Raw genomic sequence first — 14,207 nt, 5'->3', positions numbered from 1 at the left:
CGCCTGGAGCGCGGGAAGGAAGGGCGGAGCCATGTTCGTGGTCACGGGAGCGACGGGGAAGCTGGGCCAGTTCGTCGTGGAGGGGGTGCTGAAGAAGGTGCCGGCGGACCAGGTGGCGGTGGCGGTGCGTAATCCGGACAAGGCGAAGGCCTGGGCCGCGCGCGGCGTGCAGGTGCGCAAGGTGGACTACGACCGCCCGGAGACGTTGAACGGGGCGTTCGGGAAGGGGGACACGGTGCTGCTCATCTCCGCGAACGAGGTGGGGAAGCGCTTCCCGCAGCACTCGGTGGTGATTGAAGCGGCGAAGAAGGCGGGCGTGAAGCTGCTGGCCTACACGAGCATCCTGTTCGCGGACCGCAGCGGCCTGTCGCTGGCGGGGGAGCACAAGGCGACGGAGGAGGCCATCCGCGCGTCGGGCATCCCGTACGTGTTCCTGCGCAACGGCTGGTACGTGGAGAACTACACGGAGCACGTGGGGCCGGCGCTCCAGTACGGCGTGGTGCAGGGCAGCGCGAAGGAGGGCCGGGTGGCCACGGCGACGCGTCAGGAGTACGCGGACGCGGCGGTGGCGGTGCTGACGGGCACGGGCCACGAGAACCAGGTGTACGAGCTGGCGGGAGACGCGAGCTTCACGCTGCCGGAGTACGTGGCGGAGCTGTCGCGCCAGTCGGGCAAGCCGGTGAAGTACGTGGACCTGCCGGTGGCGGAGTTCTCCGCGGCGCTCCAGCAGGTGGGCGTGCCCAAGCCCTTCGCGGACACGCTGGCGGACGCGGACGCGGGCCTGTCGCGCGGGGAGCTGAACGACACCAGCCGCACGCTGAGCCGCCTTATCGGCCGGCCCACTGCGCCGTTCGGGAACGCCATTGGCGCGGCGCTGAAGCAGGGCTGAGTTTTGGGCGGCGCCCTCTGGCCCGCGAGGTCACCTCGCGGGTCAGGCTTCCTCGTCGGGTAGAAGCGCGCGGAGTAACTCGTCGTCAGGCCCGAGCGGTTGCCAGCCGGGCGGTGGCGGATGGGCGAGGAGCGCATCGCCGGCCCGGTCCACGCGCTCCTTGTGCGTTTCTGGGGCGTAGGCGAACCACGTCCCGAGCCCCAGGGCCACCTCTCCTCGGCTTACGTCGTCCAGCGCCCCCGGCCAACCATTTGGGAACCTCTCGGCCAACTCGCGCACGAGGACGTCACGAACCAAACGCGTGACTTGCTTGCGTTGCTGCGCCTCGTACAGCAAGCCGCTTAGGACCTGCACGGCAGCAACGTCGCTGCCAAGCTCGTCGGCCAGCGCGTATAGCGGGACAGCAGGGCGTGCTTCGGCAAAAGCGATGAGGGAGTCAAAGCCCCGTTCACGAGCCCTCTCGTACAAGCGCGCCTTGATGTTGCCCCGCCAGGCTTCTCCGCCACTCATCGGCTTCTTCCGGAGGTGAAGCTCATCGGGATTCTGTAGTCCCGCATACGCATCGCGACTTCCTTCAAGATCTCATTCCGCATCAATTTTCGGCCGGCCTTCATCTCGGCTTTGAACAGTACCTCCATCATCATCCGGTTCCACTCACCGGGCCACATGCGCCCCAGCTTCCAGTTTCCCCCACCGTGAATCGCCTCGTGGTGGGCCTGCTCCAACCGGACGCAAAACTGGTCGATGTCCATGTCGCCCTTGAAGCCGCGCTGCTCGAACCACTCGCGGTGCTCTTGCGGCAGCACATGGTGCTTCGGAGCGTCCGCCATGCCCGCCCCCGCTCTGCCCGTCACCTGCATGCCGCGCACTTCCGGGCTGTCCCCCAGCGCGTCGCGTACACCCTTGGGCAGGTCCTGATGCGCCTGGGCCATCATGACCTGTCCGCTCTGAATGAGGACGGCTGCGCTGACGGCGGGAACGGAGATGACGCCCGCCTGCACGAGCCTTCGCATCATCTCTACCCACTCGGCGGAGACCACCATCCGCGAGCCCATCATGACCCCACCCGAGCCCATCACGAGGCCCAGGCCGAGTGTCGCGGGGGCCGAGGGCGGCACCCGTGGCATGGCCATCTTCATCGTGGAAATCATGGTGACCATCTCCACCGCCTGCATTGCCGCGATGACCTGCCCGCCGAACTTCATGGTCGCGCGGGTTTCCCGCTGGAGCGTGTCGAACTCGCGGGTCAGCTTCCCCATCAACTCGGGCATCGCGGTCGTCGCCGCCTCCACGCGCTCCGGGTCCAGTGAAGCCAGGTCCGTCAGCGTGGGCTCCATCAGCCCCTGCACGCGATGCAGGTCCGTGAAGAGCTTCTCGACGCTGCACATCGGGCAATTGCGAAGCACGGCGTCCGCGAGGTGGAGGACGTCCACCCATGTGGCCAGCAGGAGTGTCCCGAATTGAGCCGCCTGGAGCTTCGGCCCTGTCAGACGCAGGAGGCCCAGCTCCATGTCCGTGTCGCCAACCTCCGAGGCCGCATCCGTCAACGCGGTGGCGCTCCCCAGCGCGTCATGAAGCCACGTCACCTGGTTGGAGCCCTGGTCGAGGTAACGCGTGAAGACGCCGGTGAGGCTCCAGCCCCAAGGGTCTGGAGGACGGGCCGCCAGCTTGGTGAACGCGGCCTCGACGCCGCGCAGGGAGCCTTTCACTTCGTCCGTGGCGTCGAGGACTGCCTGACGCGTCGATGCAGCGCTCCGGGCCCCGCCCCCAACAGCGCCCTTTCTGCTGCCGACTCCCACTGCTGTCACGTCGTCACGCGGCGGCTGGCGACGCAGGAGCCGCTGCTCAGACCCGGAGAAGGCGCGTGGGACGGAGTCCCAGGCGCGCGGGGGCTCATCGTTCGGAACATCCTCCCACGCGGGCGAGCGGGCCTCACGCGGCGCGTAGCTCAAGCTTCGGCCACGCCCAGGCGCCTGCGACACGGAGGCGCATCCCGTGGCCAGCAGCACCAGGGCCAGCAACAGGGCATCAGCGCGCATTGTCCACCCCTAAGCCCACTGACCTGAAAGCACCCGGACGCAGTGCCCCGTCAACGTTCGGGAACAGCCGCGTGCCGCCTGTGGCCACCAGTTGGATGAAGCCTTCCGCCACCTGCGCGCGGAAGGAACGCGAGCGGCGCCACCTCCAGCCGTGCCAGTGAGGGCCAGGATCGGGAGGGTCCCTTGGGGACTGAAGCCCCGGAGTCAGGCGAAGCCGTCGCCGCTCCTCGCCTGGCAAGGTGCCCCAGCCACAGCACAGCCCACCAGCGGTTGCCCCTCACTCACGCCTCCTGACTGCACTCCGGTGCGGCGTGCAGAGCCCGGTCATAACCGCCAGGCCCGACACGTTGGCCGGGACCGGACGATGCGTGCCCCAGAAGGCATGGAGAGAGGCGAGGACACTGCGGCCATGGTGGGGCGCTCACCCTTTCAGCCAGAAGTAGGTGCTGGCGCTGGTGAGCGCCTTCTCCAGGAAGTCGCTGAAGGAGACGGCGAACTGGGCGAGCGTGGCGGGAGGAGATTTCGGCCAGCAGCCGTTGCATGTTCGTGGACGTCACCGGTGCATACGTGTCCGGTCCGGAAGATTGGCGTGGAACGGGCGGCTTGGGTAGGGTCCAGGTTCGATGCGTAACGTCCTACCTGGCTGGTTCGTTGTCCTGTTCGCCCTCGTGGCCACACCTGCCCTGGCGGGGCCGAGAGAGAGGGCTCAGGTCCGGACCCTGGTGCTGTCGGAGCACCCGGACGACGCGGCTCATCGCATCCACGTGGCGGGGCAGATCGTCACGGTGCTCCGGTTCGAGCAACCCTGCGACCCTCTGAAGACGAAGCTGCTCGGGTGGGAGGGACGCTTCGAGCCGCTGGTGGTCGCGGGGAAGCGCGTGGTGATTGAACCCCTCCGCGCCCTCGGGCCGGATGAGAGCGTTCCCCTGCTCGTGACGCTCGCGGATGGGACCGCGATGTCGTTCCTGCTGCGGCCGCCTTTCACGGAGGAGGGCGGCTGGACGGATCAGCAGGTAGACGTCTTCAAGGACCGGGAGAGCTATCAGGCCCTGGTCTCCGTCCTGACACGCACGCTCAGGGCGAAGAGCGAGTTGGAAGAGGAGAACGCGCGGCTGCGTGAAGAGGAGACCTCCGCGGACCACGCCTTGGCGGCGCTGCTGGTGTCGGGAGCGGGGGCGCAAACGCCGTTCAAGCGGCAGCACACGTGGCGTGGATATGACGTGGATGCCCAGATCTCGATGACGGTCTATTCGGGTAAGGGCAAGGCGGCGGTCATGCTCAGCGTGATGAATCAGAGTGAGAGTCGGACCTGGCACTTGTCCCAGACGAAGCTCTTCGCGTCATCCAGTCGCTCGCCGAGGACCGTGGCCATCCGGGCTCAACGCGAGTCGATCGCCGCAGGCCAGAAAGGTGCCATCGCGTTCGTGGTGGACCGCAGTGCATTCCTCAACCCAGAGGGAAAGTTCGAGGAGCTGGCGCTGGAGGTCTACCAGCACGATGGGCGCCTCCAGGCCTCTGTGCGGCTGGACCCCCAATTGGTGCGTGAGTAAGAGCCGGGCAATGGTCTCCAGGAAGCTCGAACGCGTGTGTTGCCTTGCCTTGTCGGTACTGGCCTCGGGATGCGCGGGCTCGACAATGGGACGGGTGTCGCTTCGATCTGATGGGACTCCAGGACCCGAGCGGTGCTCGGAAGAAGCGCTTGAAGCGATGCGCTATCTGCGTCTGGCGGTGGGAGCCGGCGCGCTCGTCGAGTTCGATGTGAACCAGGGCGACGCCGAACCCACCACGCTGTACGAGGGCCGGGTCGAGAGCATGCTGTTGAGTGACCTGGGGCCGCTGGACTCGCCCACTCGGCTCTATGGCTACGTGTGGACAAGCGGGCCGCAGGTGGTCATCCGCTACTACGAGGCGCGCCCCCCGGATTCGGCGGCGCGGGTTCCCATCTGTGCGGTGGTTCGCATGGCCCAGGGACAGATGCTGAAGTTGTCCGGCTCTCTCCCGGGAACCGCCGTCATCAAGTACTCACGAGGCGGCGTCTTTATCGTGGACAAGTTCCTCTAAGGTCCACGGGATGGCTTCCAGGACGTTTGAGTTCGCGTGCGGTCTCTTCTGCATGGCCCTGATCACGGGTTGCGCTGGTACCGCGACAGGGAAGGTGAGTCTGCGGTCCGACGGAACTCCTGGGCCCGAGAAATGCCCGGAAGAGGCGCTCAAGGCAATGCGCTATCTGCGATTGGGCGTGGGGGACGGTGCGACCGTCGAATTCGATGTGAACCAGATGCATGGCCGGTCCATCACGTTGCACGAAGGGAGTGTCGAGAGTGTGTTGAACGACGACCTGGGGACGCTGGAGGCACCGGCGCGTCTCTATGGATATGTCTGGACGAGCGGACCCCAGGCAGTCATCCGCTATTTCGAGGCACTTCCACCGGGTGCATCACAGCGGGTGCCCATCTGTGCGGTGGCGCGGACGGCCAAGGGACAGATGAGGAAGCTCCCTGGCTCAGCCCCCGGAACCGCCGTCCTTGAGTTCTCCGGCGGGGGCGTCTTCATCGTGGACGAGTTCCTCTAAGTCGTCGGACAGGAGTCCGGTTCCCGGGGATGAGAAAGCGAGAGACCTGCTGGGCCTCCCCGGCGGCTGCGCTTCGCTCAAACTTGTCCGACAGTCGGACAGGTTTGGGACCGCACCGGGCCGGGAGGTGTAGAGCAGGGGGGCCGGGGGCTTGGAATGCTCCCTGCTACAATCAACACGGAGGCAGCCATGATCGTCATCACGGGAGCCACGGGCCGGTTGGGCCGCTTCGTCATCGAGGGCCTGTTGAAGCAGGTCCCCGCGAACCAGGTCGCGGTCGCGGTGCGCAATCCGGACAAGGCCTCGGAGTGGGCCGCGCGTGGCGTGCAGGTACGTAAGGCGGACTACAGCCGCCCGGAGACGTGGGACGGCGTGTGCTCCAGCGGGGATACGGTCCTGCTCATCTCCTCCAGTGAGGTGGGCCAGCGGCGCAAGCAGCATCAGACCGTGGTGGACGCGGCGAAGAAGGCCGGCGTGAAGCTGCTGGCCTACACGAGCATCCTGCACGCGGACACGTCGCGGATGATTCTGGCAGGCGAGCACCTGTTCACGGAGGAGGCCATCCGCGCGTCAGGGCTTCCGTTCGTGTTCCTGCGGCACGGCTGGTACCTGGAGAACTACACGGAGGCCGCGAAGCGCACGCTGGATCAGGGCGTGCTCCGGGGCTGCGCGAAGGACGGCCGCGTCGCTCCTGCCACCCGCCAGGACTACGCGGACGCCGCTGTCGCCGTGCTCACCGGCACGGGCCATGAGAACCAGGTGTATGAGCTCGCGAGCGACACCGGCTTCACGCTGGAGGAGTACGCAGCGGAGCTGTCACGCCAGTCCGGCAGGACGGTGCCCTATCAGGACCTGCCGCCCGCGGAGTTCGCCGCCGCGCTCATGCAGGCGGGGCTGCCCAAGGGCTACGCCGACGTGCTGGCGAACTCGGACGAAGGCATCGCCCGAGGCGACCTGAATGATACGAGCCGCACGCTGAGCCGTCTCATCGGCCGGCCCACCACGACGCTGGCCGCGGCGCTCCAGCAGGCCTGAGAAACACCACGAGGGAGCAGTCCCTGACGGACGGCTCCCCCGCGTTGCTTCACGTCTGTGCCGAAACTCAGGCCGCCTGCGCTCCGGCGCCACCCTGGCGGGCCACTTCACGCGGCTCCGGGTACACGGCGCGCTGGGGCGTGGTGATGCGGATGACGCCCAGCTTGGACAGCACGCGCATCACCTGCCACGTGGGGTCGATTTCGAAGGCGCGCGCCGCGAAGTTCGGGCTGCTGCCGTACTTGTGGTGGTTGTTCTGGAACAGCTCACCCATGCACAGCACGTCCACCGGCAGCGTGTTGCGCGACTTGTCGGCGCCCTTGAAGTTCCGGTAGCCGTACTTGTGCCCGCACCAGTTCACGATGGCGCCGTGCACCGGCCCCATCACGAAGTGCACCGGCAACAGCAGGAACATCCAGGGCGACGTCGCGAACGTCGCGTAGAACGCCGTGTACAGCGCCACCCACCCCAGCACCGCGAACCAGGACTGGCCCAGCGTCTCGTCCACGAGCTTCCACTCCGGATAGCCACCTTCGAAGCGGGGCTCCGGCTGGATCTTCCGCGTCAGGATGCCTGTGTAGCGCTCCTTCGTGTGCCACATCATCCGCATCACGTCCTTGAAGTAGTGCGGCGAGTGCGGGTCGTTCTCCGTGTCCGAGTACGCGTGGTGCTCACGGTGCAGGATGGCGTAGGCCCGCGGCGACAGGTACGACGAGCCCTGCACCAGGTAGGTGAGCAGGTGCATCACCTTCTCCGTGCGCGGACCCATGCTGTACATGCGGTGCGCCGCGTAACGGTGCTGGAAGAAGCTCTGGAAGAAGACGCAGAGCAGCCAGTGACTGATGAAGAAGATGATGATGGCCATGACTCTCCCGTGATGACAGACACAGGGCTAACACCCCCGCTGTCATGGCAATGTCAGCGCTCCCCACGTCACCGGCACCGACCTGGCCCCACCGTCCCGTCCCGGACGCACGCCATTGAGCGTCCCATTCCGCTGCCTGTCCGCTGGTGGATAAGGCCCGGTGCGGCCACCCATTCGCCCCCGTCCCTCGTGTCGCACCGCGACGTTGCGGGCCGTCCCGAGGGAGGGCAGAAGGGCACGCGGCGCGTCACCCCGGGCTTCACTCCCCTTGCGCCCAGGAGCCTCCACCGTGGATCGGGCAACCCTCGTCGGACTGGACAAGCAGCACGTCTGGCACCCCTACACCGCCATGGAGCAGTACATCGCGAAGACGGACCCCCTGGTCATCGTCCGCGCGGAGGGCGTCTGGCTCCATGACGCGGACGGACGGCGCTACCTGGACGCCAACGGCTCGTGGTGGGTGTCCACCCTGGGACACCGCCACCCGCGCCTCGTGCACGCACTCACCGAGCAACTGGGCAGCCTGGCCCACGTCTCGCTCGCGGGCATCACGCACGGCCCCGCGGCCCTGCTGGGCGCGGAGCTGACCGCGCTGGCCCCGGGCGCGGACCGGGCGGACGTGCCCTCGGAGCAGAAGCTGTCGCGCGTCTTCTATTCGGACAACGGCAGCACCGCGGTGGAGGTGGCCATCAAGATGGCCGCGCAGTACTGGGCGCAGAACGGCCGCCCCCGCCGCACCCGCTTCATCACCCTGACCGGCGCCTTCCACGGCGAGACGATTGGCGCCACCAGCGTGGGTGGCGTGCACGAGTTCCGCGACGTGTTCGGCCCGCTCCTCTTCGACGTGGTGCACGTGCCGTCCCCCGCTGAACCCGACGGCCACGCGCGCGCCCTGGCACAGGTGAAGGCCGCGCTCGCGGCGGATCCGGACGGCATCGCCGGTGTCATCCTGGAGCCCGTGCTCCAGGGCGCGGCGGGCATGTGGATGTCGTCGCCGGACTTCGTGCGCGAGGTGCGCGAGGCCACCCGCGCGGTGGACACCTTCCTCATCGCCGACGAGGTCTTCACCGGCATGGGCCGCACCGGCGCTCGCTTCGCGGTGGACCTGGCTGGCGTGGTGCCGGACCTCCTGTGCCTGGCCAAGGCGCTCAGCGGGGGCATGCTGCCCTTCGCCGCCACGCTCGCGTCGGAGCGCATCTTCCAGGGCTTCCTGGGGGCGAAGGACCGGGCGCTGTATTACGGGCACTCGTATTGCGGCAACCCGCTGGGCGCGGCCGTGGCGCGCGAGGTGCTGGCCGTGTACCGCGACGAGGACGTGCTGGGGCAGGTGCAGCGCAAGGCGCCGCGTGTGAAGGCCGCCTTCGAGCGCATGGCCGCCACCCTCCCCGGGCTCGTGCGCCCGCGCGCGGTGGGCATGGTGGGCGCGGTGGACCTGGGCGGCGGAGGCTACTTCGCGGACAGCGGCTGGCGTGTCTACGAGGCCGCTCGCCGCCGTGGCCTGTACCTGCGCCCCATGGGCAACACCGTCTACATCGCGCCCGCGCTCAACATCCCGGACGCGGACCTGGACCTGCTGCTTCAGGGCGTGGAGGACAGCCTGCGCGAGGTGGCGGCGGGCTGAGCCGTCCCTCCCGGGGGGCGGAGTGGCGGAGCGCTGCGTCCGTACCCGCCCACCAGCGCGTGCCGGGCAGCCCCCTCCTGCCCTCTGGTGCTGCGAGGCCGTCACCGTGCGCATCCGTTGAGTCAGGCGCCGTGCCGGTGCCGGCTCTTGAGGAGGGAACCGCCGTGACACTCGAAACCCACCGTCCGCAGACAGGCCCCGGCCTGCCCGCCGGGCTGACGCCGGACAGCGTGGAGCTGTTCCGGGCACAGCTGCGCGGCGCGCTCATCCAGCCGGGCGACGCCGACTACGCGGAGGCGTGCCAGCTGTACAACGCGATGATCCACAAGCGCCCGGCCATGGTGGCCCGGTGCGCGGACGTGGCGGATGTCATCGCCGCGGTGGCCCTGGCCCGCGAGCGCAAGCTGCCCCTGGCCGTGCGCGGCGGCGGCCACAACGGCGGCGGATTGGGGCTGGTGGATGACGGACTGGTCATCGACCTGTCTCGCATGCGCGGCGTGCGCGTGGACCCCGAGGCCCGCACGGTGCGCGTCTCCGGCGGCGCCGTCTGGGGGGACGTGGACCACGCCACCCATGCCTTCGGGCTCGCGGTGCCCTCCGGCATCATCTCCACCACGGGCGTGGCCGGGCTCACGCTGGGCGGCGGCCTGGGGCACCTCACGCGCCGCTTCGGGCTCACCATCGACAACCTGCTCGCCGTGGACATGGTGCTCGCGGACGGCCGCTTCGTCACCGCGAACGAGGAGCGGCACCCGGACCTGTTCTGGGCGGTGCGCGGCGGCGGCGGCAACTTCGGCGTGGTGACGTCGTTCCTCTTCCGCGCCAACCCCGTGGACATCGTCATCGGTGGCCCCACGCTCTGGCCCCTGGACCGCGCGGCGGAGGTGATGCGCTGGTATCGCGAGTTCCTCCCGGCCGCGCCGGAGGACCTCACCGGCTTCTTCGCCTTCATCACCGTGCCGCCCGCGCCGCCCTTCCCGGAGGAGCTCCACCTCCAGAAGATGTGCGGCGTGGTGTGGTGCTACACGGGCGACCCCGCGCGCGCGGACGAGCTGTTCAAGCCCGTGCTGGCGCTCAAGCCCGCGCTGCACGGCGTGATGCCCATGCCGTTCCCCATGCTCCAGACCGCCTTCGACGCGCTCTATCCGCCGGGGCACCAGTGGTACTGGCGCGCGGACTTCGTGCGCGAGATCCCGGACGCGGCCATCGAGCGCCACGTGTCCTTCGCGGAGCGCCTGCCGTCCATGCAGTCCACCATGCACCTGTACCCCATCGACGGGGCGGCGCACCGCGTGGGCCCGCATGACACGGCCTTCCGCTTCCGCGACGCGCGCTGGTCGGAGGTCATCGTCGGGGTGGATCCGTCACCGGAGCGGGCGGCGGACATCTCCACCTGGGCGAAGGAGTACTGGAACGCGCTGCACCCGTACTCGGCGGGCGGCGCCTACGTGAACTTCATGATGGAGGAGGGCCAGGAGCGCGTGCAGGCCACCTACGGCGACAACTACGCGCGGCTGGTGGAGGTGAAGCGGGCCTACGACCCGCAGAACCTCTTCCACGTGAACCAGAACATCCTGCCCGGCCCGGTGAAGCCCCCGAGCGTCGCGCACTGAAGGCGCGTGCTTCAGGCCTGGGCGCGCGGGGGGAGCGGCAGGTCGATGATGAAGGTAGCGCCCTGTCCGGCGGCGCTCTTCAGGACCAGCTTGCCGTGGTGGCCCTGGACGATCTGCTGGGCGATGAAGAGGCCCAGCCCCAGGCCGTGCACGGAGCGGGGCGGGCCGCCGCGCTCGAAGCGCTCGAAGACGCGGTCCTGGTGCTCCCGCGGGATGCCCGGGCCGCCGTCCGACACGTAGAGGATGAGCCGGTCGCCGTGCTTCCTGAGTCCGATGCCGAGCGCCGTGCCCGGCGCGTACTTGATGGCGTTGGACACCAGGTTCGTCAGCACCTGCTGCATGCGCGAGCGGTCCCACCACACGCGCAGGTTCAGCTCCGCCCGCAGCTGCAGGATGCAGCCGGCCTGCTCCATCTGTTCGCGGAAGGTGTCGAGGACCTCGTGGACCAGCTCCATCGGGTCGCTCTCCTCCATGTGGAAGTCCAGCTTGCCCGCGCGGATGCGTGAGACGTCCAGCAACTCGTCCACCAGCCGCGACATCCGCTCCACCTGCCGCAGCGCGGAGTCCATCGCCGACGTGAGCTTCTCCGGGGAGGGCGGATCGCCGCGCTTGGGAGACAGGCGCCGGCGCGTCATCTCCAGGTGCAGGAGCAGCGCGGTGACGGGCGTCTTCAGCTCGTGCGAAGCCACGCCCAGGAAGCTGTCGCGCGCGGCGACCGCGTGCTGGAGGTCGCGCGTGAGGGCCTCCAGTTGCTGGCGCGCGTGGGTCCGCTCGCTGACCTCCTGCACCGCGACGAGCAGCCCCTGGATGCGGCCCCCGCCGTCGTGCTGGGGGTGGATGTCCACGTCCAGCAGCAGCTCCTTGAGGCCGCCCTGGCCGTCCGGCTGGCGCGCCGGGACCTCGCGGCCCACGAAGGGCTCACCGGTGCGGTAGACGCGCTCCAGGTGCTGGAGCAGCACGCCGTGGCCCCCTTCCGGCTGGGCGTCGCGCGCGGGCTTGCCCAGCATGTCCCGGCCCATCAGGTTCGCGAACATGGGGTTGATGACCGAGAAGACGAGGTCCGAGCCCATCATCACGCACATGGCCGCGGGGGCCTGCATGAAGAAGTCGGACAGCTGCTGCCGGGCCCGCCCCAGTTGGAGCTGGCTGTCCACGCGCGCCAGCAGCTCGCGCGCGGAGAAGGGCTTCACCAGGTAGTCGTCCGCGCCGGCCTGGAGCCCCTCGATGCGGGCCTCCTCGCCCGCGCGCGCCGACAGCATGATGAAGGGGATGCCGCGCGTGCGCGCGTCGCCGCGCAGCTTGTGGAGCAGCCCGAAGCCGTCCAGCCGGGGCATCATCACGTCGCTGAGGATGAGGTCCGGCTTCAGCTCGAGCGCCGCCTCGAAGGCCGCCTCGCCGTCCGCCACCGCGCGCACGGTCCAGTGGGCCGACAGCAGGCCGCTCACATACGCGCGCATGTCCGCGTTGTCGTCCGCGACGAGGATGCGCCCGCGTCCCATGGGCAGCGAGAACCCCGCGCCCGTGTCTCCCAGCACGGTGGTTTCGACGGAAGCCCTCATCGGCTCAGCACCCGGTGGCGGTGAGGACTCCGGCGCATCCGGCAGCCAGCGCAGGGCCTCCTCGCTGAAGGCGGACCCCAGCTTGCCCGCGTGCGGGGTCCCTTCGTCCTCCTGGACCTGTTCGGCGGGCAGGTGCGCGCGGCCCAGCGGCAGCTCCACGAAGAAGGTGCTGCCCTCGCCCTCCACGCTGTGCACGCCCAACGTGCCGCCGTGCAGCTTCACCAGCTCCTGGATGAGCGCCAGGCCAATGCCGGTGCCCTCATGCGTGCGCCCGCGTGAGGACTCCACGCGGTGGAAGCGCTCGAACACGCGCGGCAGCTCCGCCTCCGGGATGCCGGTGCCGGTGTCCCGCACGGTGAGCCGCACCCGCGTCCCCTCGCGCTGAAGCCGCACGGTGACGCAGCCCTGGAGCGTGAACTTGAACGCGTTGGAGAGCAGGTTGAGGACAACCTTCTCCCACATGTCCCGGTCCACGTAGACGGGCTCGCCCACGTCCTGCGTGTCCACGGTGTACTGGAGCCCCGCCTTCTCCATGGCGGAGCGGAAGACGCTGGCCAGGTCCTCGGTGAGCCGCGCCAGGTCCGTGGGGTGGAAGCTCGCCTTCACCCGGCCCGCCTCGATGCGCGAGAAGTCCAGCAGCGAGTTGACCAGCTTCAGCAGGCGCAGCGCGTTGCGGTGGGTGAGCTCCTGGCGCGCGCGCTGCGATGGCGGCAGGGGCGCGGACGCGTCCGCGAGCGACTCCTCCAGCGGACCCAGGATGAGCGTGAGCGGCGTGCGGAACTCGTGCGACACGTTGGAGAAGAACGCCGTCTTCGCCCGGTCGATGGCCGCCAGTGCCTCCGCGCGCTGGGCCTCCGCCTCGTAGGTGCGCACGCTGACGACGGCGTTGGTGACCGTGGCCTGGAGCTGCTCGTAGAAGTTGCGGTAGGCATCATCCATGGCGCGGCGGGGGCTCACGCCGGCCACCAGGTAGCCGAAGGGCTCCGCCATGCCGGCCGGGTGGATGGGCAGCACGCGCGCATGCGCCGGCGGCTCCTCGTACGGCCCCAGCAGCAGGTCCGCGTCCAGCGGCGCGCGCGGCACGTCCACCGAGTCCGCGCCCGCGGAGGCGAAGGGCCACGGTCCGTCCAGCCCCGCCTCCACCGGGCTCCACGCGGTGCCCGGGGGCAGGCCCATGCCGCCCACCCACTGGACGCGGGGAGCCGCTTCGTCGCGGCGGTAGAAGAGGAGGAAGGGCACGTCTAGCGCGGCGTCCTGCTGCAACCGCGGCAGCGCGGCGCCGATGTCCTCCACCGTCTTCACCTTGCCCAGGAGGGCGGACAGCTCGCGCAGCGTCTGCGTGCGCCGCGCGCTGAGCATCTTCTCCGTCACCTCCGTGATGGGGTGGAAGAGTCCGCCCACGCCTCCGGACTCGTCGCGGATGGGGCTGAAGGAGAAGGTCATGAAGGCCTCCTCCAGGTAGCCGTACCGGTCCAGGAACATGCGCTGGTTCTCGATGTAGGAACCCATGCCCGTGCCCGCCTTCTCGAACACGGGGCCCACCGCCGCCAGCGCCGTGGCCCAGCAGTCGCGGAAGGGCTGGCCCATGGACTCCGGGTGCTTCGCGCCGCAGATGGGCCGGTAGCTGTCGTTGTAGAGCTGCACGCGCTCCGGCCCCCACGCGATGAGGATGGGGAAGGTGGAGGACAGGCACAGGCTGACCGTCGTGCGCAGGCTCTGCGGCCAGGTCTCCACCGGCCCGAGCGGCGTCCTCGACCAGTCCATGGAGCGGATCAACCGCCCCATCTCACCGCCGCCGGACAGCCAGTCCATTCCCCCTTCCGTGGACGACACCGCCGTGGAACCGGCCTGGAAGGGACTGGGGGGAGTCATGAGGCCTCGGATGTTCGTCCAGGGGAAGCGTCCGGTTGATAGCGGATTCGCGCGGCGCGTGCCGGGGCATCAAGAGCGAGTGTGAGCTTGCTTGCTTCGGCCCCGGGTGGGGTGGCAGGGACCGCCGCTCGCGGGTTTCAGG

At 69.3% G+C, this 14,207-nt stretch carries 11 protein-coding genes; 7 read left to right on the top strand and 4 right to left on the bottom strand.

The window, feature by feature from the left end:
- The first annotated feature begins 31 nt into the window (after positions 1-31).
- On the top strand, positions 32-889 hold the full coding sequence (locus tag D7Y21_RS12970; protein ID WP_121713450.1) for an SDR family oxidoreductase: 858 nt from the start codon (positions 32-34) through the stop codon (positions 887-889).
- 42 nt (positions 890-931) lie between these two features.
- On the opposite strand, the gene D7Y21_RS12965 is transcribed toward D7Y21_RS12970, so the two are convergent.
- Both D7Y21_RS12965 and D7Y21_RS12960 read right to left on the bottom strand, forming a co-directional pair.
- On the bottom strand, positions 932-1,399 hold the full coding sequence (locus D7Y21_RS12965; RefSeq protein ID WP_121713448.1) for an NUDIX hydrolase: 468 nt from the start codon (positions 1,397-1,399) through the stop codon (positions 932-934).
- Positions 1,396-2,598 (bottom strand): DUF2380 domain-containing protein, encoded by a 1,203-nt coding sequence (locus tag D7Y21_RS12960; protein ID WP_370038533.1) that lies wholly within the window; start codon positions 2,596-2,598, stop codon positions 1,396-1,398. The genes D7Y21_RS12965 and D7Y21_RS12960 overlap by 4 nt, the downstream gene beginning before the upstream one ends.
- 953 nt (positions 2,599-3,551) lie before the next feature.
- Between D7Y21_RS12960 and D7Y21_RS12955 the strand changes: the two genes are divergently transcribed.
- The 4 genes from D7Y21_RS12955 (at position 3,552) to D7Y21_RS12940 (ending at position 6,535) form a co-directional block, all read left to right on the top strand.
- Positions 3,552-4,478, top strand: a complete 927-nt coding sequence (locus tag D7Y21_RS12955; protein WP_120565310.1) for a DUF2381 family protein — start codon at positions 3,552-3,554, stop codon at positions 4,476-4,478.
- A 157-nt stretch (positions 4,479-4,635) separates the two neighbouring features.
- Positions 4,636-4,989: a serine/threonine protein kinase gene (locus D7Y21_RS12950; protein WP_370038531.1), complete on the top strand. Its 354-nt coding sequence runs from the start codon at positions 4,636-4,638 to the stop codon at positions 4,987-4,989.
- A gap of 10 nt (positions 4,990-4,999) precedes the next feature.
- A complete protein-coding gene (locus tag D7Y21_RS12945; protein ID WP_120565308.1) occupies positions 5,000-5,500 on the top strand; it encodes a serine/threonine protein kinase in 501 nt (166 codons plus the stop codon).
- A gap of 189 nt (positions 5,501-5,689) precedes the next feature.
- Positions 5,690-6,535 (top strand): SDR family oxidoreductase, encoded by an 846-nt coding sequence (locus tag D7Y21_RS12940; RefSeq protein ID WP_121713444.1) that lies wholly within the window; start codon positions 5,690-5,692, stop codon positions 6,533-6,535.
- Between the two features lie 67 nt (positions 6,536-6,602).
- On the opposite strand, the gene D7Y21_RS12935 is transcribed toward D7Y21_RS12940, so the two are convergent.
- Positions 6,603-7,400 carry an acyl-CoA desaturase gene (locus tag D7Y21_RS12935; protein ID WP_120565306.1) on the bottom strand — a complete coding sequence of 266 codons (798 nt, stop codon included), beginning with the start codon at positions 7,398-7,400 and terminating at the stop codon, positions 6,603-6,605.
- A 289-nt stretch (positions 7,401-7,689) separates the two neighbouring features.
- On the opposite strand from D7Y21_RS12935, the gene bioA reads away from it, so the two are divergent.
- Both bioA and D7Y21_RS12925 read left to right on the top strand, forming a co-directional pair.
- Entirely contained in the window at positions 7,690-9,021 is a 1,332-nt protein-coding gene (gene bioA / locus D7Y21_RS12930; protein ID WP_121713442.1) for an adenosylmethionine--8-amino-7-oxononanoate transaminase, read from the top strand.
- 164 nt (positions 9,022-9,185) lie between these two features.
- Positions 9,186-10,634, top strand: coding sequence for an FAD-binding oxidoreductase (locus D7Y21_RS12925; RefSeq protein WP_120565304.1), 1,449 nt, complete (start codon positions 9,186-9,188; stop codon positions 10,632-10,634).
- Positions 10,635-10,645: 11 nt separating this feature from the next.
- Here the strand turns inward: D7Y21_RS12925 and D7Y21_RS12920 are convergent, their stop codons facing one another.
- On the bottom strand, positions 10,646-14,065 hold the full coding sequence (locus D7Y21_RS12920) for an ATP-binding protein (protein ID WP_121713440.1): 3,420 nt from the start codon (positions 14,063-14,065) through the stop codon (positions 10,646-10,648).
- Between the last annotated feature and the right edge of the window lie 142 nt (positions 14,066-14,207).

Source organism: Corallococcus sp. AB045, assembly GCF_003668895.1.
Taxonomy (GTDB): Bacteria; Myxococcota; Myxococcia; order Myxococcales; family Myxococcaceae; genus Corallococcus; species Corallococcus coralloides.
Note: the sequence above shows the minus strand (reverse complement) of the source record. Positions and strands in the feature narration are given on the sequence as shown.

Excerpts from the sequence above, each read along its gene's own strand:
- D7Y21_RS12935 (WP_120565306.1), bottom strand. The coding sequence starts at position 7,400 with ATGGCCATCATCATCTTCTTCATCAGTCACTGGCTGCTCTGCGTCTTC.
- D7Y21_RS12965 (WP_121713448.1), bottom strand. The coding sequence starts at position 1,399 with ATGAGTGGCGGAGAAGCCTGGCGGGGCAACATCAAGGCGCGCTTGTAC.
- D7Y21_RS12945 (WP_120565308.1), top strand. The coding sequence starts at position 5,000 with ATGGCTTCCAGGACGTTTGAGTTCGCGTGCGGTCTCTTCTGCATGGCC.
- D7Y21_RS12920 (WP_121713440.1), bottom strand. The coding sequence starts at position 14,065 with ATGACTCCCCCCAGTCCCTTCCAGGCCGGTTCCACGGCGGTGTCGTCC.
- D7Y21_RS12970 (WP_121713450.1), top strand. The coding sequence starts at position 32 with ATGTTCGTGGTCACGGGAGCGACGGGGAAGCTGGGCCAGTTCGTCGTG.
- D7Y21_RS12940 (WP_121713444.1), top strand. The coding sequence starts at position 5,690 with ATGATCGTCATCACGGGAGCCACGGGCCGGTTGGGCCGCTTCGTCATC.
- D7Y21_RS12955 (WP_120565310.1), top strand. The coding sequence starts at position 3,552 with ATGCGTAACGTCCTACCTGGCTGGTTCGTTGTCCTGTTCGCCCTCGTG.
- D7Y21_RS12950 (WP_370038531.1), top strand. The coding sequence starts at position 4,636 with ATGCGCTATCTGCGTCTGGCGGTGGGAGCCGGCGCGCTCGTCGAGTTC.